Below are 21105 nucleotides of genomic sequence, written 5' to 3' on the forward strand. Positions count from 1 at the left end.
CGTTGATCACGGCTTCCAGTCGACGGGCAGGTTGGGCGCCTCACTGCCGCTCGGCGGCACCTGGAGGGTCTTCAGGCTGAACTCCATCACCTGCTTGAACACCGGCCCGCAGAGCTGGCCGCCGAAGTGGCCGTTCACCGGGTCCTGGATGACGCAGGAGACGGTGACCCGGGGCTGCTCGGCGGGCGCGAAGCCGATGAACGAGGCGGTGTAGCCGGAGTACCGGCCCGTCTTCGGGTCCACCCGGTTGGCCGTCCCGGTCTTGCCGGCCACCCGGTAGCCGGGCACCGCCGCCTTGCCGCCGGTGCCCTGCTCGTCGGTGACGACGGACTCCAGCATCTCGGTCAGCGTCTTCGCCGTCTGCTCGCTGACCACCCGGCTCTGGGCGCCGGGCGCGGCCGGGGTGTACTTCCCGTCCGGCGAGGTGGTGCCCTGGACGACGCTGGGGGCCACCCGGACGCCGCCGTTGGCGATGGTGGAGAAGACCGAGGTGGCCTGCAGCGCGTTCACCGACAGGCCCTGGCCGAACGGGATGGTGTACTGCTGCGAGCCCTTCCAGTCCTCCGGCTTGGCCAGGATGCCGCGGGTCTCGCCGGGGAACCCCAGCCCGCTGGGCTGGCCGATGCCGAACTTCTGCAGGTAGCCGCCGAGCACCTGGTTGGCCTCAGGCTGGGTGGCGCCGAGCTGTTCGGCGGCCTCGATGGTGCCGATGTTGGAGGACTTGGCGAGCACCCCGGCCAGCGTCAGGTACCAGGTCTCGTGGTCCACGTCGTCGTGGAAGACCCGGTCCGCGCGCTGCAGGGTGTTCGGGACGGTCACATGGGTGTCCCAGGTCGCCTTGCCGGTGTCCAGCACCGCGGCCATCGTCATCAGCTTGGCGGTGCTGCCGGGCTCGTAGGCGTCCTGCACGGCCGCGTTGCCCAGCTGTCCGGCCTTGGCCGACGCCAGGTCGTTGGGGTTGAAGCCGGGCGAGGTGGCCATCGCCAGCACCTGGCCGGTCCTGACGTCCTGGACGACGACGTAGCCCTTCTCCGCCCCGGCGTTGGACACCTGGTCGGTGATGGCGCGCTGGGCCGCCCATTGGATGTCCCGGTTGACGGTCAGGCGCAGGTCGGTGCCGGGCACCGCGGCGTCCGTGGAGCCGCCGGCGGTGGGGACCAGCCGGCCGCCCGCCTGGGCGTAGCTGCTGCGGCCGTCCTTGCCGGCCAGCTCGGCCTGGTACTGCTGCTCCAGGCCGCCGGCGCCGACGCCCTCGGCGTTGACGAAGCCGACCAGGTTGGCGGCCAGCCCGTCCGAGGGGTAGACCCGGCGCTGGGTCTCCCGGTTGAAGACGCCGGCCAGCGGGTTGGCGCACTCGTTGTCGACCCGGGTGCGGCCGCCCTTGTCCGCGGGCAGCTTCAACTGGGCCTTCTGGGCCGTGCAGGCCTTGCTGCCGGCCTTCTTGTCCAGGGCCGACTTGAGGTCGCTGATCTGGTTCTTGGCGTCGGGCGTCTGCTGGGTGGCGAGGCGCTTGTAGCGGGTCTTGGGGGTGTGCAGGTCGGCGGCGAGCTGCTCCTTGGAGACGCCGAGGATCGGCGCCAGCAGGGCGGCCGCCTGTTCGGGCGCGTCGGGCAGCCCGGTCGACTCCGGGGTGAACATCTGCGGGTCGGCGGTGATGTCGTACGCGTCGACGGTGGTGGCCAGGGCGACGCCGTCGGAGGACGTTATCGAGCCGCGCTCGGCGGTCAGCGGGACGACCTGGTACCGGTTGGTGTTCGCGTCGGCGGCCAGCGCGTCGGAGTCGATCAGCTGGAGCTGGACGAGCCGGCCGGCGAAGACCGAGAAGACCAGGGACAGCACCACCGTGACGAAGCGCAGCCGCTTGCGGGGGTCGGCCAGCCGGATCGTGCGGGTCGGCGGCCGGGCCGGCGGGCGGGGCCCGGCGGGGCCCGAACGCAGCCTGGACTGCGCCCTGGCGGGCGGCTTCGCGGGTGACTTGGCGGACGGCCCGGCGGGTGACTTGGCGGACGGCCTGGCCGAGGCCCCGCCGGCGGCGGGGCGGGCCGCCCTCCGCTGGGCGGTCCCGGCCGCCCGGGGCTGCGCCGGCTTCGGCTGCGCCCCCTTCGGCTGCGCGGACTTGGGCTGCGCGGACTTGGGCTGGGCGGGCTTCGGCTGGGCCCGCTTCGACTGACCGTCCTGCGTCCGCCCCTCGGCGCGACGGGCCTGCGGAGGCTGCGCCGCCCGGGGAGCCCGGGGCGCCTGCGCCCGCGGGCGGCCGTCGGAGGCGCGGGCGGGCTTGCCGTCGCCCGATCCACGGGGTGGCTGACGGGGCGTGCTCATCGGGCCGGGCCTCCGCTCGGGCTCGGCGCGGGCCGGGTGGCCGGGCCTGCCGGGTTGATCTGGACGGTGGTGTCCCCGGTCGCGCCGGCCGACGGCGCCGGGGCCGCCGGGGCGGGAGCCGGCGGCGCGGTGGACGACCCCGGGGCGGGCGACAGCGCGGGGGCCGGGGCGGCCGGCGCCGGGGCCGGGGAGGGTGCCGGAACGCCGGGCTGGAGCTGCCAGGGCTCCGCGCCGGAGCGCTTGACCGGCGGGTTGTCCTGGGCCGGCCCGGGCTTGCCGAGCACCTTGCCGTCGTCCTGGAGGAAGGCCGGGCCGCCGGCCGGCACCATCCCCAGCTCGCGGGCCCGCCGCTCCAGCGCGTCCGGGGCCGAACCCTGGTCGATCTGGTGCTGGAGGGTCTGCTGCTGGTCGGTCAGCACGGTGGTCTGCCGCTGCAGCCGGGAGAGCTCGAAGGAGCCCTCGTTGAGCGCCGTGTTGAGCGCCAGCAGGCCGAGCAGGCCGCCGGTGAGCAGCAGCACCACCAGGACGGCGAACGGTGTGCGGCCGCGGACCGGCCGCCGGCCCGGGCGGACGGTGATCCGGGCGGCGCCGCCCTGCCCGGGAAGCATCCCGGCACCGCTCCCCCGGACCTGCCCCGCTGGTGGGCGGGTCCCGCCGCCGGCCACTGGCACCACGCTCTCCTCGCCCCCGCGTCCGTCGTGTCGTCTGCTCGCCCCCGCGCTGGTCAGCGCCGGTTGCCCCGGTCCCTGATCCTCTCCGCCACCCGCAGTCGCACGGGCGCGGCACGCCGGTTCTCCTCGATCTCCTCCTCGGTGGCCTGCTCGGCCCCGCGGGTGATCAGTTTGAGCCAGGGCTGGTGCTCCTCGGGGATCACCGGCAGCCCGGGCGGCGCGGTGTTGGTGGCGCCCGCCGCGAAGTACTGCTTCACGAGGCGGTCCTCCAGCGACTGGTAGGACATCACCACGATCCGTCCGCCCACCGCGAGCACGTCGAGCGCCCCCGGCACGGCCCGGTCCAGCACCTCCAGCTCGCCGTTGACCTCGATCCGCAGCGCCTGGAAGGTCCGCTTGGCGGGGTTGCCGCCGGTGCGCCGGGTGGCGGCCGGGATGGCGTTCCTCACCAGTTCCACCAGACGCGCGCTGTTGGTGAACGGTTCCTTCTCGCGTTCGCGCAGGATCACCGAGGCGATCTTCCCGGCGAACCGCTCCTCGCCGTAGACCTTGAGGATCCGGGCCAGCTGCCCGTGGCTGTAGGTGTTCAGGACCTCGGCGGCGCTCAGCCCCCGGGTCTGGTCCATCCGCATGTCGAGCGGGGCGTCCTGGGCGTAGGCGAAGCCGCGCTCGGCCTCGTCCAGCTGCATCGAGGAGACGCCGAGGTCGAACAGGACGCCCTGGACCCGCGGGATGCCCAGGCGCTCCAGCACCTCGGGGATCTCGTCGTAGACGGCGTGCACCAGGGTCGCGCGCTCGCCGAAGCGGGCGAGGCGTTCGGCGGACAGCTTGAGCGCGGCCGGGTCGCGGTCGACGGCGACCAGCCTGACCTCGGGGAACTGGGTGAGCAGGGCCTCGCTGTGCCCGCCGAGGCCCAGGGTGGCGTCCACCACCACCGCTCCGGGGGCCGAGATCGCCGGGGCCAGCGCGTCCATGCACCGCTGGAGCATTACCGGGACGTGCTTCGGTGCCGGGTCGTTGGTGCTCATGTGCGCTGTGGCGCCCTTCCTCGGTGCGAAGCCTCCCTCCTTGCCCCGTCCTCCCGCCCGACGTCGGGCGGGGGCGCCCCCGGCCGGAGACCGGGGGACGAGGGGCCCATCGGCGAGGAGGGGCCCGGGGCGCGGGGAGACTGGGACCATTTTGGCCCACTCCGCGCCCGGCCCACCGCACGGGGCCCGTACGCCGCCCGTGGTCCCCGCCCGCTCACTGGGGAAGAGTGTGACCGCCCGGCACCGGGGAAGGTGCGCCAGGTGACACGGAGCGGGAGGAGGCCGCGGGCTGCGTACGCCGCACCGACGCCGCCAGGAAGGCCGAAAGGCCCGGTTGACGGTGCTCGGCGGTTGTGCTGCACTGCGCCGCAAACTCTATCGCGGACACCTTGCCCGTCAATGGCCCGCGACGGCGCGCCACCCGGGCGGCGGTACGGATTCCCGCAGGCCGCCGACCTCCTCCGGCACGTCCGCGGACGGCCCGCCCGGACGGAGCGCGCCGGGCCCGGCGGCGCCCCGGGACGGCCGCCCACGCCGGGTGCCACGCCGGGTGTCACGCGCCGGACGGGGATCCGGACAATCCGCCCCAGACCGCCGCACACCGCCGGCCGTTCCCGCTGCCGGCGGTATGCCCTCGATCACAGCCGGCCGGTCAGAGGGCCGCTCACCTCACCGCGGACGCCCGAATCGCACTAACGTCGGGGCTATGACAGTGACCCCCGACCGGCACTCGCCGACCGCCGCTGCCGCTGCGACCACCACCGTCCCCGCCGACGGCGCCCCGACGGCAGCGGGCACCCCCGACATCATCGACCGCTTCGTCACCGCGAACCGCGCGTACGCCGTCGACTTCCGCGACGGCGGCATGGACGCCCGCCCCGTCCAGAAGGTCACCGTGGTGGCCTGCATGGACGCCCGGCTCGACCTGTTCGCGGCGCTCGGCCTCGAACTCGGTGACGCCCACGTCATCCGCAACGCGGGCGGCGTCGTCACCGACGACACCATCCGCTCCCTCACCATCAGCCAGCGCGCCCTGGGCACCCGCTCGATCGCGCTGATCCACCACACCGGCTGCGGCCTGCTCGGCCTCACCGAGGACTTCCGCCACGAGCTGGAGCTGGAGGTCGGCCAGCGCCCGCAGTGGGCCGTGGAGTCCTTCGTCGACCTGGACGGCGACGTCCGCCAGTCCATGCAGCGGGTGCGCACCTCGCCCTTCCTGCTGCACACCGACGACGTCCGCGGCTTCGTCTTCGACGTCCACACCGGGCTGCTCCGCGAGATCCACTAGTCCCCCGTCGTCGAGGGCCCGGCCAGCGCCGTCCGGGCCCTTTCCCGTGCCCGCGCCGCAGCACCCGGCCGCGCCGCCCGGCCGGCGCCGGGCGGCCGATCGGGCAAGGTCACCGGGCCCGGCGGGGAATCTTGCGGGGACGAACCGGGACACTGCGCTCTTGTCGCCCGCCCCGTCCCTCCCGTGCGGCCGCCCGCGAGGGCGGAGGGTGACTTCTGGCCGCCGAACAGGGAAGAATGCGACGGCAGGCCTGACCCCGCACCACCTGGGGCGGCCTGGCCGCAGGTGGTGCGGGTGCGCCGTTCCGACCGGAACCGCACCCGGGTACGCCGCGTCAGTCACGGGGTGGGGGCCGCCTTCGGGATGAGGGCGCAATGCCAGGGAGCGTACGGGTGACGAGCACATACGATCAGGCCGGTCAGAGCGGTCGTGGGGGCGACCGGCAGCCCGAGAGCTTCCAGCGCGGCGGACTGCACGAGCTGGGCGCCGTCGTGGAGCGCGTCCGCGCGTCCGTCGAGAGCGTCATCGAGGGCAAGCCGGAGGCCGTCCGGATCGCGCTGACCGTGATGCTCGCCGAGGGCCACCTGCTGCTGGAGGACGTGCCCGGCGTCGGCAAGACCATGCTGGCCAAGGCGCTCGCCAGGTCGGTGGACTGCACCGTGCGCCGGATCCAGTTCACCCCCGACCTGCTGCCCTCGGACGTGACCGGCACCAACATCTTCGACCAGCACCAGCGGGACTTCGAGTTCCGGCCCGGCGCGATCTTCGCGCAGATCGTGGTCGGCGACGAGATCAACCGCGCCTCGCCGAAGACCCAGTCCGCGCTGCTGGAGTCGATGGAGGAGCGCCAGGTCACCATCGACGGCACCAGCTACGAGCTGCCCTCGCCGTTCATGGTGATCGCCACCCAGAACCCGGTCGAGATGGAGGGCACCTACCCCCTCCCCGAGGCCCAGCGCGACCGCTTCATGGCCCGCATCTCCATCGGCTACCCCAGCCCCGAGGCCGAGTTCGCGATGCTGGACGTGCACGGCGGCGCCAACCCGCTGGACGACCTCACCCCGGTCGCGCACGCCGCCGACATCCTGAAGCTGATCGAGCTGGTCCGCACCGTGCACATCGCCGACCCGGTGCGCCGCTACGCCGTCGACCTGGTCGGCGCCACCCGCACCAGCCACGAGCTGCGCCTGGGCGCCTCCCCCCGGGCCACCCTGCACCTGGTCCGGGCCGCCCGGGCCGCCGCCGCGCTGGAGGGCCGCGACTACGTCACCCCGGACGACATCCAGTCGCTCGCCGTCCCGGTGCTGGCGCACCGCCTGATGCCGACCGCCGAGACCCAGCTGAGCCGGCGCACCTCCGAGCAGATCGTGCTCGACCTGGTCGCCCGGCTGCCGCTGCCGCGCCCGCAGGGCCCGGCCGTCCGGAGGGGCTGAGGTGGCTCCGTCCGGCTCGCCTCCCCCGACCGCTGCGGGCGGGAGGGCCCCCCACGGACTGCGCACCGGCCTGGCCGGCCTGACCACCCGGGGGCGTTCCTTCCTCGCCGCCGGCGTCACCGCGGTGCTCTGCGCGCTGCTGCTCGGGCAGGACGCGCTGCTCCGGGTCGGCGTGCTGCTGATGGCCCTGCCGCTGGCCGCCGCGCTCCTGCTGCTGCGCACCCGCTACCGGGTCGCCAGCGGTCGCCGGCTCACCCCGCACCGGGCGACGGCCGGCCAGGAGGCCCGGGTGCACCTGCGGGTCGACAACGTCTCGCGGGTCCCCACCGGGCTGCTGCAACTGGAGGACAAGGTCCCGTACGTGCTCGGGCCGCGCCCGCGCTTCGTCCTGGACCGGATCGAGCCGCACGGCCACCGCGAGGTCTCCTACCGGGTCCGCTCGGACCTGCGCGGGCAGTACCCGCTCGGCCCGCTGCAACTGCGCCTGTCCGACCCCTTCGGGATGTGCGAGCTCACCCGCGCCTTCGCGACCTCCGACGTCCTCACCGTCGTCCCCCGGGTGCAGCCGCTGCCCGAGGTCCGGCTGCGCGGCGAGTGGGCCGGGCAGGGCGAGAGCCACACCAGGACCCTGGCCCTGGCCGGGGACGACGACGTCATCCTGCGCGAGTACCGGCACGGCGACGACCTGCGGCGGGTGCACTGGAAGTCCACCGCCCGGTACGGCGAGCTGATGGTCCGCCGCGAGGAGCAGCCGCAGAAGGCCCGCGCCACCGTCCTGCTGGACACCCGCGAGATCGGCCACCGCGGCACCGGCCCGGCCTCCTCCTTCGAGTGGGCGGTCAGCTGCGCGGCCTCGGTCGGCGTGCACCTGATGGAACGCGGCTACCAGGTCCGCCTGCTGACCGACACCGGCCTGTCCGTGCCGGGCCCGGAGGGCGGCGTCAACAGCCCCGCCGAGGCCTCCGGACTGCTGCTGGACGCGCTCGCCCTGGTCGACCTCTCCGACGGCGGCTCGCTCTCCCGCGGGGAGGAGGCCGTGCGGATCGCCGGCGAGGGCCTGCTGGTCGCCGTCCTCGGCTCGCTGGACGAGGCGCAGACCGCCCGGCTCGCCCGGCTGCGCCGGCGCACCGGCACCGCCGTGGCCTTCCTGATCGACACCGAGACCTGGACCGGCCTGCGGATGGTCGCCCCCGGGACGGGCGGCGCCGAGCAGCGCGCCCGGGTCCGGCAACTGCGCGAGGCCGGCTGGACGGTGCTGCCCGCGCAGGCCGGCGACTCCGTTCCCGACCTGTGGCGGGCCGCCGACCGCGCGGGCTCCACCCCCGCCCACCGAGAGGAGGCCGACGCGTGACCCCCCGGGCCAAACTCACGGTCTACTCGGCGCTGGCGTGCGCCCTGGCCACCTTCTGCCTGCTGCCGCTGGTCACCTCCAGCGGCTGGTACCTGCACGCCTGCCTGCTGATCGCCCTCGTCGCCGGCGCCGGCGCCGGCCTGCGCCGGCTGCCGCTGCCCCGCTGGCTGGTGCCCGCCGGCCAGCTGCTGGTGCTGGTGTACGCACTGATGCTCGGCTTCACCGGCTCCGCGCTGACCGGCGGCGTGCTGCCCGGGCCGCAGGCCATCGACGCCGTCGGCACCCTGCTCGACCGGGGCTTCCAGGACATCCAGGAGTACGCCATCCCGGCGCCCGCCTCGCCGGGGCTGCGGCTGATCCTGGTCGGCTCGGTGGCGCTGGTCGCCGTCGTGGTGGACACCGTCGCGGTGACCTTCCGCCGGGCGGCGCTGGCCGGCCTGCCGCTGCTCGCCCTGTACTCGGTCGGCACCGGCCTCGCGGACGAGGACGGCCGGGCCTGGCTCTGGTTCCTGTGCGCCGCCTTCGGCTACCTGCTGCTGCTCCTCGCCGAGGGCCAGGACCGGCTCTCGCGCTGGGGGCGGGTCTTCCACGGCGGCGCCCGCGGCACCGACCGCGGGGGCCGGCTCTCGCACAACGGCCACCCGATCGGCGTCCTGGCGCTGGCCACCGCCCTGGTGCTGCCGATGTTCATCGGCCACTGGGACAGCCCGTTCGGGCACGGCACCGGCAACGGGCTGGGCTCCGGCGGCAACGGCACCGGGGTCACCACCCTCGACCCGCTGGTCACCCTGGCCGCGAAGGTGAGCCGGCCCAGCGGCGAGGAGATGCTGACCTACACGATGTCGGGCGACAACGCCGGCAGCACCTACCTGCGCACCGGCGCGCTCGACGAGTTCAACGGCACCGAGTGGAAGCTCAGCCCGAAGGACGTCACCGCCAACCCCCGCACCATGCCCACCCCCGAGGGCCTGGCCCCGAGCGTCTCGGCCGACCCGGTCGCGACCGCGTTCACCGTGACGGACCGGATGGACTCGGCCTGGCTGCCGATGCCCTACCCGGTGACCGAGGCCGCACCGCCCGGCAACTGGCGGTACGAGGGCTCCACCCGGACCCTCATCGGCGACGGCAAGCAGACCACCCGCGGCCTCAAGTACGAGGTGACCAGCCTGGACGTACGGCCGACCGCCGCCCAGCTGCGCACCGCCGGGCCCGTCCCGGAGGCGATCGCCAAGCGCTACCTGACGCTGCCCGGCGACTTCCCGCAGGCCGTGGCGACGATCGCGACCGACGTCACCCGAGGCAAGGGCACCGGCTACGACAAGGCGGTGGCGCTGCAGACCTGGTTCACCCGCACCGGCGGGTTCCAGTACAGCACCGACGTGGCCGGCGGCACCGGCAACGACGCGATCATCACCTTCCTGGAGAACAAGAAGGGCTTCTGCGTCCACTACGCCTCCACGATGGCGGCGATGGCCCGCGCCCTGGGCATCCCCGCCCGGGTGGCGCTCGGCTTCACGCCGGGCCAGGGCCTGGGCGGCAAGAGCTTCAAGGTCACCGACCGGGAGTACCACGCCTGGCCCGAGCTGTACTTCCAGGGCACCGGATGGCTGCGCTTCGAGCCGACCCCGACCCGGGGCAGCACCCCGGACTACACCGACCCGGTCGCCGTTCCCACCGCCGCCCCGACCCAGCAGCCGACCACCGCCGCCCCGAGCGCCGGCGCGCTGCCCTCGGCGAGCGCCAGCACCGCCTGCGACGGCAAGCAGAAGCAGCTCGGCGACTGCGCCGACCAGGACAAGGCCGCCGCCAAGGCGGCCGCGGAGCGGTCCTGGTGGATGTCCTGGCAGGTCCTGGCGGGCATCGCCGGCGGGATCGCGCTGGTCGGCCTGCTGGCCGCGCCGATGCTCTGGCGCAGCCGGCTGCGCCGCCGGCGGCTCGGGCTGAGCGGCCGGCGGCGCCCCGGCTCGGACGCCCGGACGGACCTGTCGGACCAGCAGGTGCTCGCCGCCTGGGAGGAACTGGTCGACTCCGCCTGGGACCTCGGCATCCCGCCGGACGACGCCCGCACCCCGCGGTCGGCGGCCCGGCGGATCGCCGAGGCGGGCGAGCTGGACGAGAGCGCCACGGCCGCCGCCGGGCGGATCGCGCTGGCCACCGAGCGGGTGCTGTACGCCCGGCCCGGCGTGCCGGCCGCCCCGCTGGCCCCGGACGTCCGGGCCGCCCGCGCGGGCCTGCGGGCCTCCGCCAAGCGGGCCGGGCGGGCCCGGGCGCTGCTGCTGCCGCCGTCCTCGGCGCGACTGTGGTGGCGGGCGACCGACCGCGTGGACGACGTCCGCGACGCCGTGCGCGACCGCGGCTCCAGGGCCACCGCCGCGATCACCGGCCCGTGGCGCCGGGCGCTGGCCCGGCTGCGGCCCGGCCGCTCCGGTCACACCGGCCAGGGCGACCCGCAGGGGCCGCCGGAGTAGCGGCGGGACGGCGACACGGGTGAGGGCGGGCAGTCGATCGACTGCCCGCCCTCGTCCGTCTCCGCTTCAGGGCCGGTCCCCGCTCCGGGCCCGCGTTCGCACGGGGCCCGCGACCGCCTGCGGAGGCCGTTGCCTCAGAGGCCGCTCTGCTCATCCCTGCGGCGCTGCCAGCGCTGCTCCATCCGGTTCATCACCCCGGCCTTGCGGCGCGGAGTCGTGGCCGGCTTCGGCCCCGCCCCGTGCCCGGCCGGGCCGCGCCTCCAGCCTGTGACGGCGAGGACCGCGCAACCCAGCATCACCAGGAACCCGACGACGCTCACCCAGATCAGTTGGGCGACCATGCCCCCCATCAGCAGGGCGATGCCCACCACGAACCCCGCCGCGGCCTGGTAGACCCGCCGACGGGTGTAGGCGCGCAGCCCGGTTCCCTCAAGCGCTGACGCGAATTTGGGATCTTCGGCGTACAGCGCTCGCTCCATCTGCTCGAGCAGACGCTGCTCGTGCTCCGAGAGCGGCACGGAGTCCTCCTACTCGTCGGTCGCGGGGCGACCGGTCCGCCGCCCCAGGCGGGGCGGCCAGTCCATTCAGCTTTCAAGACACCAGTCAGACGCTTGCGTGGAACCCGACTCCGGCGCATACCGCCACCGCCCGGTCAGGACGGTCGCGGTGGGTGCCCCGAAGGGTCCACCGGCCCGGCCTTGTGTCGTCCATATGCCCCATGCGTCCGGCTGTCATGCTTTCCGGCTTTACCCAGATCATACGGTCCACCGGCGCTTTCCGGCGTGGTCGACCACGCGGGGTCGGGCCACGTCGGAACGCTTGGATCCGCACGCTTCCCAACGGAGGAGGGGGCGTACAAGTGCCCGAGTCGCCGGAATCACCCCGGACATGGGCGGATACGTAACCGAACGAGAGGTGTACCGCATACGAAGGAAAGGTCAGGAGCGTGTGGCCAGGAGGTGAAGCTGGGTGGCCACGGCGTGGAACGCCGGTTGCTCGGCCGCCGCCTGCTCCAACTTCAGCAGGGCCTCCATCGCCCCCGGCTCGGTGTCCACCAGGACCCCGGGCACCAGATCGGCGAAGACCCGGACGCCGTGCACCGAGTCCACCCGCAGGCCCGCCGCGCCGGCCAGCAGGCCCAGCTCCTCGCCGGTGAACCGGCGGGGCATCGGGTCCCCCGCGCCCCAGCGGCCCTCGGCGGCGCCGAGCACCGCGCGGGCCTCGTCGAAGTGGCCGGCCAGGGCCCGGGCGAGCACCGCCCCGTTGCGGTTGGCGGCCAGCAGGCTGACCAGCCCGCCGGGGCGCAGCGTCCCGGCCAGGCTGCCGAGCGCCTCGGCCGGGTCGTCGACGACCTCCAGCACGCCGTGGCAGAGCACCGCGTCCACGCTGCCGGGAGCGATCAGCTCGGGCAGCGTCTGGGTGTCCCCCTGGACGGCGCGCACCAGCTCGGTGACGCCGGCCTCGGCGGCCCGCCGCTCCAGCGCGAACAGCGCGTCCGGGCTCGGGTCCACCACCGTCACGCGGTGGCCGAGCCGGGCCACGGGCACGGCGAAGTTGCCCGTCCCGCCGCCCGTGTCGACGACGTCGAGGACCGGCTGGTCGAGCTCGGCGGCCCGCTTCTCCAGGGCCGCCCGCACCACCTCCCACACCACGGCGGTACGCAGGGCACTGCGGGGACGCGTCGGGTACAAGGTGAGGACTCCTTGACGGGCAGGTACGTCGGACGGCTCCACCTTAGACCGACCGGCACACGGTGGGCGGCGCCCCACCGGGGCCGGTCGGTCCGGGGCCGGTCCGGCCCTGCGGGCTCCGCGCCGCCCCGCCCGCGATCAGCGGCCCGCCCCCGCTCTCAGGCCGCACCGTCCAGGGGCAGCCGGGGCGCCGGAGGCGTGGGGTGCAGGCCCAGCAGCCGCTGGACGATCCGCAGGAACAGCGCGGTGTTGCGGATCAGGTCGTCCGCGTCCCGGGCGCTGGCCGCGCTCTTGATGCCGGCCTCGGCGGCCGCCCGGCGCCGCGCGCCCGCCGCGAAGTACACCGCCCACTCGGCCAGCTCGGGCGCGATCTCCGGCAGCACCTCCCAGGCGCTGCGGATGGCCTTGCGGCGCCGCGGGTTCTTCTCGGGCCGGCCGCGGACCGCGAGCACGGCGGCCACCGTGCGCAGCGCGGCGAGGTGGGCGGTGGCGTACCGCTGGAGCGGGTCCTCCGTCCGGCCGGCCTGGACGAGGGTGCGCTGGGCCTGCCGGAGCAGGTCGAGCGCGCCGGGCGGGGCGGCGGTCCGGCGCAGCACCGGGTGCACGTCCGCCGTGCGGCCGGATGCTGGCGGGGCGGGCGCCGCGGAGTCGGGCGCGGGTGCGGGCGCGGGTAAGGCCGGCGCGGGTGGGCCGGCCGGCGGGAAGGGGATCACGGGCTGGTGCGGCGCGGGCGGGCGTGCGGCGGGGCGGCGCTCCACCGGCTGGTGCGGCACGGGCCGGTGTGCCTGGGGATGCTGGCCCTGGGAGTGCGGGCCCTGGGGTTGCTGGCCCTGGGGCGGCGCTGCCGGAGGCCGGTGCTGGCCGGCCGGCGGCCGGCCGGGTTGCGCTTGGTCGTCGTCGGGGTGGCGGTGGCTGGCGGTGACGGGCTCAGGGTGGCTGATGGTCATGGTCTCCCCCGGTCCGAGGCGACTCGCTCGGGCCGGTCGACCCGTGCGCTTCCATCGTGAAGGTCGCCACTGACATTCGGTACGGGGCCGGCCGTACGCGGACCACCCCGGGACCACCGGCCGGCGCACCGCGGGCGGGCGGCGCGGAGCCGCCGCGAGCGGCGCGCGGGCCGAAACGCGTGCGAGCGACACCCCGGCGGCCGGCCCGACGTGTCCCCCGTCCGAGCCGGCCGCGCGGTGTCGCCCCGCACGTCCCCCGGAGCGCCAGCGCGCTCCGGTTCCCCCACCGCCGGTGTCCCCCGTGACCGCGCTCCGCCGCCCCGTGTCGGCGGTGCGCGGTCTCGAACCGGCTCGTGTGCACGGCACGTACCCGTCCGCCGGCACCCCCGTGACCGGCGGACCAGATCCGGTCCGCTCCCGGGGCCCCCGTGCCTCGCGGCCCGTCCTCCCGGTGCCCCAACTCTCTCGTCCTTGCAGGTCGGAGCACTATCCGTTGCCCTACTCAACCGTCGGCCTGAGTACCCGTACTCAGATTCGCGCCGACCGGGCGGAGCGGGAACCGCCGGGCGGCGGTGGGCGTCCTGAGAGCGCCGGACGTGCCGCGGGCCGGGCACCACCGGCCCTACCCGCACCACCGGCCTTGAACGCACCACCGGCCCTACCCGCACCATGGACACCGAACGGCACCACCAGAGGCGGCGCCCCCGCGGCGACGGCAGAGAGCAGGAGAGGCATGTCGATCATTCCGTTGATCTTCACCAGCGGCTGGGCCAGCGGGATCAACGCGTACGCGGTGGTCCTGCTGCTCGGCCTGCTGGGACGCTTCGGCGTGGCCGACAGCGTGCCGCCGGTGCTGGAGCGCCCCGACGTGCTGATCGCCGCCACCGTGCTCTTCCTCCTGGAGGCCGTGGCGGACAAGATCCCGTACCTGGACAGCGCCTGGGACGCCGTGCACACCGCGATCCGTCCGGTGGCCGGCGCCACCGTGGCGGCGCTGCTCGCCAGCCACGACCCCGGCTCGCTCGGCACCGTCGCGGCCGGGGCGATGGGCGGCACCACGGCGCTGCTCAGCCACGCCGTCAAGGCCTCGCTGCGGATGGCCGTCAACACCTCGCCCGAACCCGCCAGCAACATCGGCATCAGTCTCGCCGAGGACCTCTCGGTGGCCGGGCTGGTGACCCTGGCGGTCTTCCATCCCTGGCTGGCCGCCTCGATCGCCTCGGTGCTGCTGGTGATCGGCCTCGTCCTGGTCTGGTTCGCCGTGTCCCGGATCCGGCGCTTCCTGGCCCGGCGCCGCGACCGCAGGGCCGCCCGCGCCGCCGGCCGTACGGCCGCGACCGCGGGGCCCGCCGGGAGCCGCTACGGCGGCCCCACGGGGGCACGGTAGAGCCGGTCGGTCCTAGGATCGGGGCCATGGCACGGATCGTCGTCATCGGCGCAGGAATGAGCGGGCTCGCGGCAGCCTCCCGGCTGGCCACCCTCGGGCACCGGGTGACGGTCTGCGAGGCCTCCGGCACGTACGGCGGCATGCTCGGCCGCCACGAGCGGGACGGCTTCGCCTTCGACACCGGCCCCGGCCTGCTCACCCTGCCCGCCGTCTACCGCGACCTGGCCCTGAAGACCGGCCGGGAGCCGCTGGAGGAGCTGGTCGAGCTCGCCCCGGTGGATCCGGAGAGCCGGCACCTGCTGCCCGACGGCACCTCCCTGCTGCTCCCCAACGCCTCCCGGGGCGGCGTGGCCCAGGCCCTGGACGCCGCCTTCGGCGCCGGCTCCGGCGAGCGCTGGAGCGAGGTGGTGAACCGCGGCCGGACCGTCTGGGAGGCCACCCGCCGTCCGCTGCTGGAGGAGCCGCTCCCCGAGGACCCGGCGCGCCTGGGCACCGACCCCTACCCGGCCCCGCCGCGCAGGGGCCTGGCCCGCCTGCGGCGCACGCCGTGGACGCTGGCCGACGTCGCCCGGCAAGAGCTCGGCGGCCACCCGGGCCTGACCGCGCTGCTCCACGAGCACGCCCTGCGCTTCGGCTTCGACCCCCGCACCGCCCCCGCCGGCGCCACCGTGCTGCCGTACATGGAGCAGTCCTTCGGCGTCTGGTACGTCCGGGGCGGCCTGCGGGCGCTGGCCGACGCGGTGTACCGGCGGTGCCTGGACCGCGGGGTGGAGGTCAGGTTCGACGCCCGGGTCGCCCGGGTCGCCCTGGACGCCGGGCGGGCGAGCGGCGTGGTGCTGACCGGCGGCGAGCGGGTGGCGGGCGACATCGTGGTCTCCTCGACGGACACCCGGCTCTTCGACCCCGAGCGGATCGGCGCGGCCGGCCCGCGGGGTGACGGTGGCCCCGCACCCTCCGACGGTCGGCCGGACGCTCCCGGCCGGGTCAGCGTGCTGCTCGCACTGCGCGGCCCCCGGCCGGCCGGGACGGCGCACCGCACCGTGGTGCACGCGGCCGACCCGGCGGCCGAGCAGTCCTGGGTGTTCGACCGCGACGCGCCGCCGACGGGGCGTCCGACCGTCCAGGTCCTGCGGCCCGACGACCCCGCACTGCGGCCGGACGGGTACGAGAGCGCCGTCCTCACCGTCACCGTGCCCTGCCGGGGCCTCGACTGGGCGGCGCCGGGTGTGGCCGACCGCTTCGCCGACCAGGTGCTGGACCACGCCGACGCGGCCGGCCTCGGCCTGCGCGAACGGCTGATGTGGCGGGTGGTCCGCACGCCGCTCGACACCGAGGCCGAGACCGGCGCGTGGTCCGGCTCCGTCCCGCGGCCCGCCCTGGCCGGTGCCGGCGGTGGCCTGCTCCAGTCGCCCAACCGGCGGCCGCAGCCGGGCCTGTTCGTGATCGGGGGCGCCGCCCACCCCGGCGGCGGCCTGGCCCGGGTGGGGATGTCCGCCTGCATCACGGCCGGTCTGATCGGCCCGGCCTGACCCCTGAGGCCGTCCACCGGCCCCGCCCGGGCCGCGGCGGCCGGCGGTCCGTCCGTGGGCGGAGCGACCGTCCGCCGGGGCGTGGCCGCAGGCCGGCGCAGGGTGAATGACAGTCAGTTCCGCACGGGCTAGCATCCAGGCGTCGCCCGGCCGTGCACGCCGTTACCGGAGGTCCGTCATGTCGAGCATTCCCGCTGCCGAGCAGCGGCCGGGCCCGCGCGGCCGGACGACCGGTCAGACCGTCGCGGCCGTCGCCGTGGTGACGGCCGCGATGGCGGTGCGCAAGCTGATGTTCGCCTGGGAGTCGGACGACTACCGGTACTTCCTGCACCCCTGGTACACCCACATCGCCGACCACGGCGGGTTCCGGGCGCTGAGCGACATCGGGTTCTCCGACTACAACGTCCCGTACCTCTACGTGCTGGCCGCGCTCAGCCACCTGCCGGTGCAGGACCTCGCCGGCATCAAGACCGTCTCCACCCTGTTCGACCTGCTGACGGCCTTCTTCGCGTACCGGATCGTGGCCCTGCGCCACCCCGGGGGCTCGTGGCGCCCGCCGCTCGCGGGGGCGGTGGTGCTCTTCCTGCCCACGGTGGTGGCCAACAGCGGCTGGTGGGGGCAGGCCGACTCGGTCTACTCCTCGTTCGCGCTCGGCGGCGTCTACCTCGTACTGCGCCACCGGCCGTGGTGGGCCTGCGCCTTCCTCGGCGTGGCGCTGGCGTTCAAGCTGCAGACCGTCTTCGTGTTCCCGTTCCTGCTCGTCCTGCTGCTGACCCGGCGGGTGCCGTGGCGGGCGCTGCTGGCCGTCCCCGCGGTGTACCTGCTGCTGGACGTGCCCGCCCTGCTGCTCGGCGCGGACCCGGGTCAGCTGCTGTCCGTCTACTCGCGGCAGACCGGCACCTACCAGACCCTCTCGATGAACGCGCCGACCGTCTACCTGCTCTTCCAGCCGGGCGACCACGCCGACGGCGTCCGCCGGGCGGGCATCCTGGTCACCGGCGCGGTGGTGCTGGCCCTGGTGGCCTGGGTGGTGCTGCGCCGGGCCGGGCGGGGGCCGCTACGGCCGGGCGGCTGGGCGCGGGAGCTGACCGACACGCAGATCGTGCTGCTCGCGACGACCTCGGTGATCCTGGTGCCGTTCCTGCTGCCCTCCATGCACGAGCGGTACTTCTTCCTCGCGGACGTGCTGAGCGTGGTGGCGGCGTTCTACCTGCCGGGCCGGCTCTGGTACCTGCCGGTGCTGGTCCAGCTGGCCTCCGCGGGCACCTACCTGCAGTACCTGGCGCACGACGCGGCGCAGTACACCAAGGTCGAGCTCTTCGGCGCCCTGATGGCCCTGGCGATGGTCGCCGCCGTCCGGGCCACCGCCCTGGAGTTCCGGCGGACGCCGGGCGGGGACGGTACGCGGGGCGGGGACGGTGCCCGGGGCGCGGAGGCCCCGGCGGACGGTCCGGCGGCCGCGGTACCGGCCGGACCGACCGGGCCCGCCCCGGAGGGCCGGGTGCTGGCCCACGAGGGGACGTAGGGCCCCGGGCCCGGTTCAGCCCTGCTGCTGCCAGCCGCCCTGCTGGTGCTGCTGCTGGTAGTCGTACCCCGGCTGGGGCTGCCCGGGCTGCTGCTCCCACTGCTGCTGCTGGCCGCCCTGCTGCTGACCGCCGTCCCAGCCGGGCTGCGGCTGCTGCTGGTAGCCCTGCTGGTCGTACCCGGGGTTCTGCTGCTGCCACTGCTGCTGGTCGGCCTGGCCCGCGTACGCGTCCTGCTGCTGGTAGCCGGCGTAGCCCTGGTCGTACCCGTAGGCGGGCTGCTGCTGCCACTGCTGCTGGTAGCCCTGCTGGTCGTAGCCCGTGCCCTGCTGCTCGTAGCCGGCGGCCTGCTGCTGGTAGCCGGCGCCCTGCTGCTGCCACTGCTCGGACTGGCCGGGCTGCTGCCCGTAGTAGGCGGCCTCGGCGTAGACCCCGTCGGCGGCCGGCTCGGGCTGCTCGAAGGCGCCCGCCCGCGGGTCGGCCGGCTGCGGCGCCGGAGCCCCGAACCCGCCGCCCTCGAAGGGCACGGCCTCGTACGCGGCGGTCTCGAAGTCGGCGATGTCGGCCTCGATCGCGCCGATCTCGCCGACCTGCTGCACGACCACCGCCTCGGCCACGTCCTCGCCGCCGGTGGCCGCGCTCAGCAGCGGCACCTTGGCCAGCGGCCCGGGCAGCTCGCCGTCGGACCGGCGCAGCGACCAGCCGCCGCGAAAGCCCCGCTTGACGGAGAGGGTCACGAAGACCTGGCCGAGCGCGAAGAGCACCGCGCCGGCGCCGATCACCACGACCGAGCGCAGGGCCATCCCGGCGACCACGCCGAGGAAGCCGCCGAGCGCCACCGCGCGCCAGTGCAGCGGAGCGCGGTTCTGCAGCAGCAGCTCGGCCACCAGCCAGAGCGCCACCACCGCCAACGCGGCGTACAGCAGCAGGTATCCGATGCCCATCCGCCCGCTACCTCCAGTCGCGTGCCGCGCGCCCCGCGCGTGTGCCGAGACTGTACCGGGTCATCGCGCCCCGACCCGCATCGTGCGGGCCGCGCGGGCCCGGACCGCACGCCCGTGCGGGCCCGGCGGCGGTGCCCGCGCGGGCCCGGATCAGCGCTGGTGCAGGCCGAGGTTCTGGTAGATCTCCAGCGTGGAGGTGGAGTGGTTGAGGGTGATGAAGTGCAGCCCGGGGGCGCCCTCCGCCAGCAGTCGCTCGGACATCGCGGTGGCGTGGTCGATGCCCACCGCCCGGACGGCCCCGGGGTCGTCCTCGACGGCGCGGAACCGGCGCACCAGGGCCTCGGGGAAGTCCGATCCGCTGAGCTGCGGGAACCGCTCCAGCTGCTTGATGTTGGTGACCGGCATGATCTCCGGGATGATCGGCACCTCGCAGCCGGCCGCCGCGACCCGGTCGCGCAGCCGCAGGTAGTCGTCCACCTCGAAGAACATCTGGGTGATCGCGTAGTCCGCGCCGGCCCGGCACTTGGCGACGAAGTGACGGATGTCCTCGTCCCAGTTCTCGGAGCGCGGGTGCATCTGCGGGAAGGCCGCGACGCCGACGCAGAAGTCCCCGATGCCCTTGATCAGCTCGACCAGCTCGGCCGCGTAGGTGACGCCCTCCGGGTGGCGCACCCACTCGCCCATCGGGTCGCCGGGCGGGTCGCCGCGCACCGCGAGGACGTTGCGCACGCCCTGGTCCGCGTACTGGCCGATGATGTTGCGCAGCTCGGCGATCGAGTGGTCGACGGCGGTCAGGTGGGCGACCGGCGTCAGCGTGGTCTCGGTGGCGATCCGGCCGACCAGGTTGACGGTCCGGCCGCGCGAGGAGCCGCCCGCGCCGTACGTCATGCAGACGAAGTTGGGGTCGAGGGCCTCGACCCGGCGGATCGCGTCCCAGAGCCGCTTCTCGGCGGCCTCCGTGCGCGGCGGCATGAACTCGAAGGAGTAGGACCGCTTGCCCGCCGCCAGCAGTTCGCGAACGGTCAGTGCGCGGTCGGTTCTGGTGGAAGCGATGCCGAGTGCCATGCTGGCAGGTTAGCCGCCGGTCGGAGCGGCGGGACAACTCAGGTCCACCGACTGAGACACCCCCTGGACGCCCGACGCGCCCCCGGTACGGGTCGTCGTACGTCCGTTCCCGACCGCCCGGTTAGGCTGACCGGTACCCCCAGCGACTCCCGGAGCCTCATCGTGACCTCGTCCAGCAGCCGGCCGGCCAACCCGATCGACGTGGAGGGCGTGCGGATGCGCGTCAACGGCGCCCTCGGCGAGTTCATGGACGGCCAGGCGGTCCTGCTCGGCAAGATCTCGCCGCAGCTCGGCCCGGCCGTCGACGCCCTGCGGGACTTCCTGCTGGACGGCGGCAAGCGGCTGCGGCCGGCCTTCTGCTACTGGGGCTGGCGCGGCGCCGGCGGGGACGCGGCGAGCGCCGGCATCGAGCACGCGGCGGCGGCCCTGGAGCTGCTCCAGGCCAGCGCCCTGGTGCACGACGACCTGATGGACCGCAGCGACACCCGGCGCGGGGTGCCCTCGGTGCACCGGCGCTTCGAGGCGCTGCACCGGGACAGCGGCTGGCGCGGCGACCGCGAGCAGTTCGGGGCCTCCGCCGCCGTCCTGCTCGGCGACCTGCTGCTGATCTGGTGCGACGAGCTCTTCCTGCGCTCGGGGCTGTCGGCCGAGGCGGTGCTGCGGGCCAAGCCGGCCTTCGACCTGATGCGCACCGAGGTGATGGTCGGCCAGTACCTGGACGTGCTGGAGCCGGTCGCCGGCGACTCCACCGACGAGGGCGCGCTGGAGCGCGCGCAGACCGTGCTGCACTACAAGTCCGCGAAGTACACCATCGAGCGCCCGCTGCAGGTCGGGGCGCTGCTCGCCGGGGCGTCGCCGGAGCTGGTCGCGGCGTACTCGGACTTCGGCCTGCCGCTCGGCGAGGCCTTCCAGCTGCGGGACGACCTGCTGGGGGTGTTCGGCGACCCGGCCGTCACCGGCAAGCCGGCCGGCGACGACCTGCGCGAGGGCAAGCGGACCCTGCTGGTCGCGCACGCCATGCGCGGGCTGCCGGCGGCCGACGCCCGGCACCTGGACGAGCGGCTCGGCGCGCCCGACCTGGCGGCCGAGGAGGTGACGGTGCTGCGGGAGCTGGTGGAGCGCAGCGGTGCGCCGGAGCGGGTGGAGGCACGGATCGAGGAGCTGCTGCGGCAGTCGCTGGCGGCCCTGGAGGCGGCCCCGCTGGCGGACCCGGCGGCCCGGACCGTCCTGCTGGCGCTGGCCGAGGCCGCGACCGTCCGGCGGTACTGAGCCCGGGCGCCGACGAGCCCTCCCGACAGCACGGAAGCCGCCGGGCGGGCTCGGTCGAGCCCTCCCGACGGCTTCGCGCCGCTGGTGACCTGTCCTGGGGCCTGTCCGGCGGATCTTGGCGGATCGGCGCGCGGGGTCGGGCGCCCGTCTGGGCGTGCGCCCGGATCGTCCTCGTACTGGACGTACTTGGAT

At 75.3% G+C, this 21105-nt stretch carries 16 protein-coding genes; 8 read left to right on the forward strand and 8 right to left on the reverse strand.

The window, feature by feature from the left end; translation table 11 throughout:
* Positions 1-6 precede the first annotated feature (6 nt).
* The 3 genes from ACFTWP_RS15125 to rsmH form a co-directional block, all read right to left on the reverse strand.
* Positions 7-2319, reverse strand: coding sequence for a penicillin-binding transpeptidase domain-containing protein (locus tag ACFTWP_RS15125; RefSeq protein ID WP_380264955.1), 2313 nt, complete (start codon positions 2317-2319; stop codon positions 7-9).
* Complete coding sequence (locus ACFTWP_RS15130; RefSeq protein ID WP_380264956.1) at positions 2316-2927, reverse strand: septum formation initiator family protein; 612 nt, start codon at positions 2925-2927, stop codon at positions 2316-2318. Before ACFTWP_RS15130 ends, ACFTWP_RS15125 begins: the two co-directional genes overlap by 4 nt.
* 116 nt (positions 2928-3043) lie before the next feature.
* Positions 3044-4018 carry a 16S rRNA (cytosine(1402)-N(4))-methyltransferase RsmH gene (rsmH, locus tag ACFTWP_RS15135; RefSeq protein ID WP_380264958.1) on the reverse strand — a complete coding sequence of 325 codons (975 nt, stop codon included), beginning with the start codon at positions 4016-4018 and terminating at the stop codon, positions 3044-3046.
* 706 nt (positions 4019-4724) lie between these two features.
* Between rsmH and ACFTWP_RS15140 the strand changes: the two genes are divergently transcribed.
* The 4 genes from ACFTWP_RS15140 to ACFTWP_RS15155 all read left to right on the forward strand — a co-directional run bounded on the left by ACFTWP_RS15140 (position 4725) and on the right by ACFTWP_RS15155 (position 10558).
* Positions 4725-5306: a beta-class carbonic anhydrase gene (locus ACFTWP_RS15140; RefSeq protein ID WP_380264959.1), complete on the forward strand. Its 582-nt coding sequence runs from the start codon at positions 4725-4727 to the stop codon at positions 5304-5306.
* A gap of 470 nt (positions 5307-5776) precedes the next feature.
* Positions 5777-6739, forward strand: a complete 963-nt coding sequence (locus ACFTWP_RS15145) for an AAA family ATPase (protein WP_380264980.1) — start codon at positions 5777-5779, stop codon at positions 6737-6739.
* A gap of 1 nt (position 6740) precedes the next feature.
* Complete coding sequence (locus ACFTWP_RS15150; RefSeq protein ID WP_380264960.1) at positions 6741-8090, forward strand: DUF58 domain-containing protein; 1350 nt, start codon at positions 6741-6743, stop codon at positions 8088-8090.
* Positions 8087-10558, forward strand: coding sequence for a transglutaminaseTgpA domain-containing protein (locus tag ACFTWP_RS15155; protein ID WP_380264961.1), 2472 nt, complete (start codon positions 8087-8089; stop codon positions 10556-10558). The genes ACFTWP_RS15150 and ACFTWP_RS15155 overlap by 4 nt, the downstream gene beginning before the upstream one ends.
* A gap of 134 nt (positions 10559-10692) precedes the next feature.
* Here the strand turns inward: ACFTWP_RS15155 and ACFTWP_RS15160 are convergent, their stop codons facing one another.
* The 3 genes from ACFTWP_RS15160 to ACFTWP_RS15170 all read right to left on the reverse strand — a co-directional run bounded on the left by ACFTWP_RS15160 (position 10693) and on the right by ACFTWP_RS15170 (position 13022).
* Positions 10693-11076 carry a DUF3040 domain-containing protein gene (locus tag ACFTWP_RS15160; RefSeq protein ID WP_380264962.1) on the reverse strand — a complete coding sequence of 128 codons (384 nt, stop codon included), beginning with the start codon at positions 11074-11076 and terminating at the stop codon, positions 10693-10695.
* A gap of 420 nt (positions 11077-11496) precedes the next feature.
* Positions 11497-12249, reverse strand: coding sequence for a methyltransferase domain-containing protein (locus ACFTWP_RS15165; protein WP_380264963.1), 753 nt, complete (start codon positions 12247-12249; stop codon positions 11497-11499).
* 158 nt (positions 12250-12407) lie between these two features.
* Positions 12408-13022 carry an SAV_6107 family HEPN domain-containing protein gene (locus ACFTWP_RS15170; protein ID WP_380264981.1) on the reverse strand — a complete coding sequence of 205 codons (615 nt, stop codon included), beginning with the start codon at positions 13020-13022 and terminating at the stop codon, positions 12408-12410.
* A 907-nt stretch (positions 13023-13929) separates the two neighbouring features.
* Here ACFTWP_RS15170 and ACFTWP_RS15175 point away from each other — a divergent pair.
* The 3 genes from ACFTWP_RS15175 to ACFTWP_RS15185 all read left to right on the forward strand — a co-directional run bounded on the left by ACFTWP_RS15175 (position 13930) and on the right by ACFTWP_RS15185 (position 17637).
* Positions 13930-14583 carry a DUF4126 domain-containing protein gene (locus ACFTWP_RS15175; protein ID WP_380264964.1) on the forward strand — a complete coding sequence of 218 codons (654 nt, stop codon included), beginning with the start codon at positions 13930-13932 and terminating at the stop codon, positions 14581-14583.
* 26 nt (positions 14584-14609) lie between these two features.
* On the forward strand, positions 14610-16112 hold the full coding sequence (locus ACFTWP_RS15180) for a phytoene desaturase family protein (protein WP_380264965.1): 1503 nt from the start codon (positions 14610-14612) through the stop codon (positions 16110-16112).
* Between the two features lie 178 nt (positions 16113-16290).
* Positions 16291-17637: a glycosyltransferase 87 family protein gene (locus ACFTWP_RS15185; protein ID WP_380264966.1), complete on the forward strand. Its 1347-nt coding sequence runs from the start codon at positions 16291-16293 to the stop codon at positions 17635-17637.
* Between the two features lie 15 nt (positions 17638-17652).
* Here ACFTWP_RS15185 and ACFTWP_RS15190 read toward each other — a convergent pair whose 3' ends face one another.
* Positions 17653-18579, reverse strand: a complete 927-nt coding sequence (locus ACFTWP_RS15190; RefSeq protein WP_380264967.1) for a hypothetical protein — start codon at positions 18577-18579, stop codon at positions 17653-17655.
* A 150-nt stretch (positions 18580-18729) separates the two neighbouring features.
* Entirely contained in the window at positions 18730-19644 is a 915-nt protein-coding gene (metF, locus tag ACFTWP_RS15195; protein ID WP_380264968.1) for a methylenetetrahydrofolate reductase [NAD(P)H], read from the reverse strand.
* Between the two features lie 162 nt (positions 19645-19806).
* Between metF and ACFTWP_RS15200 the strand changes: the two genes are divergently transcribed.
* A complete protein-coding gene (locus ACFTWP_RS15200; RefSeq protein WP_380264969.1) occupies positions 19807-20913 on the forward strand; it encodes a polyprenyl synthetase family protein in 1107 nt (368 codons plus the stop codon).
* Positions 20914-21105: the final 192 nt, after the last annotated feature.

The sequence above is a fragment of the Kitasatospora sp. NPDC057015 genome (assembly GCF_042673745.1).
Classification (GTDB): Bacteria; Actinomycetota; Actinomycetes; order Streptomycetales; family Streptomycetaceae; genus Kitasatospora.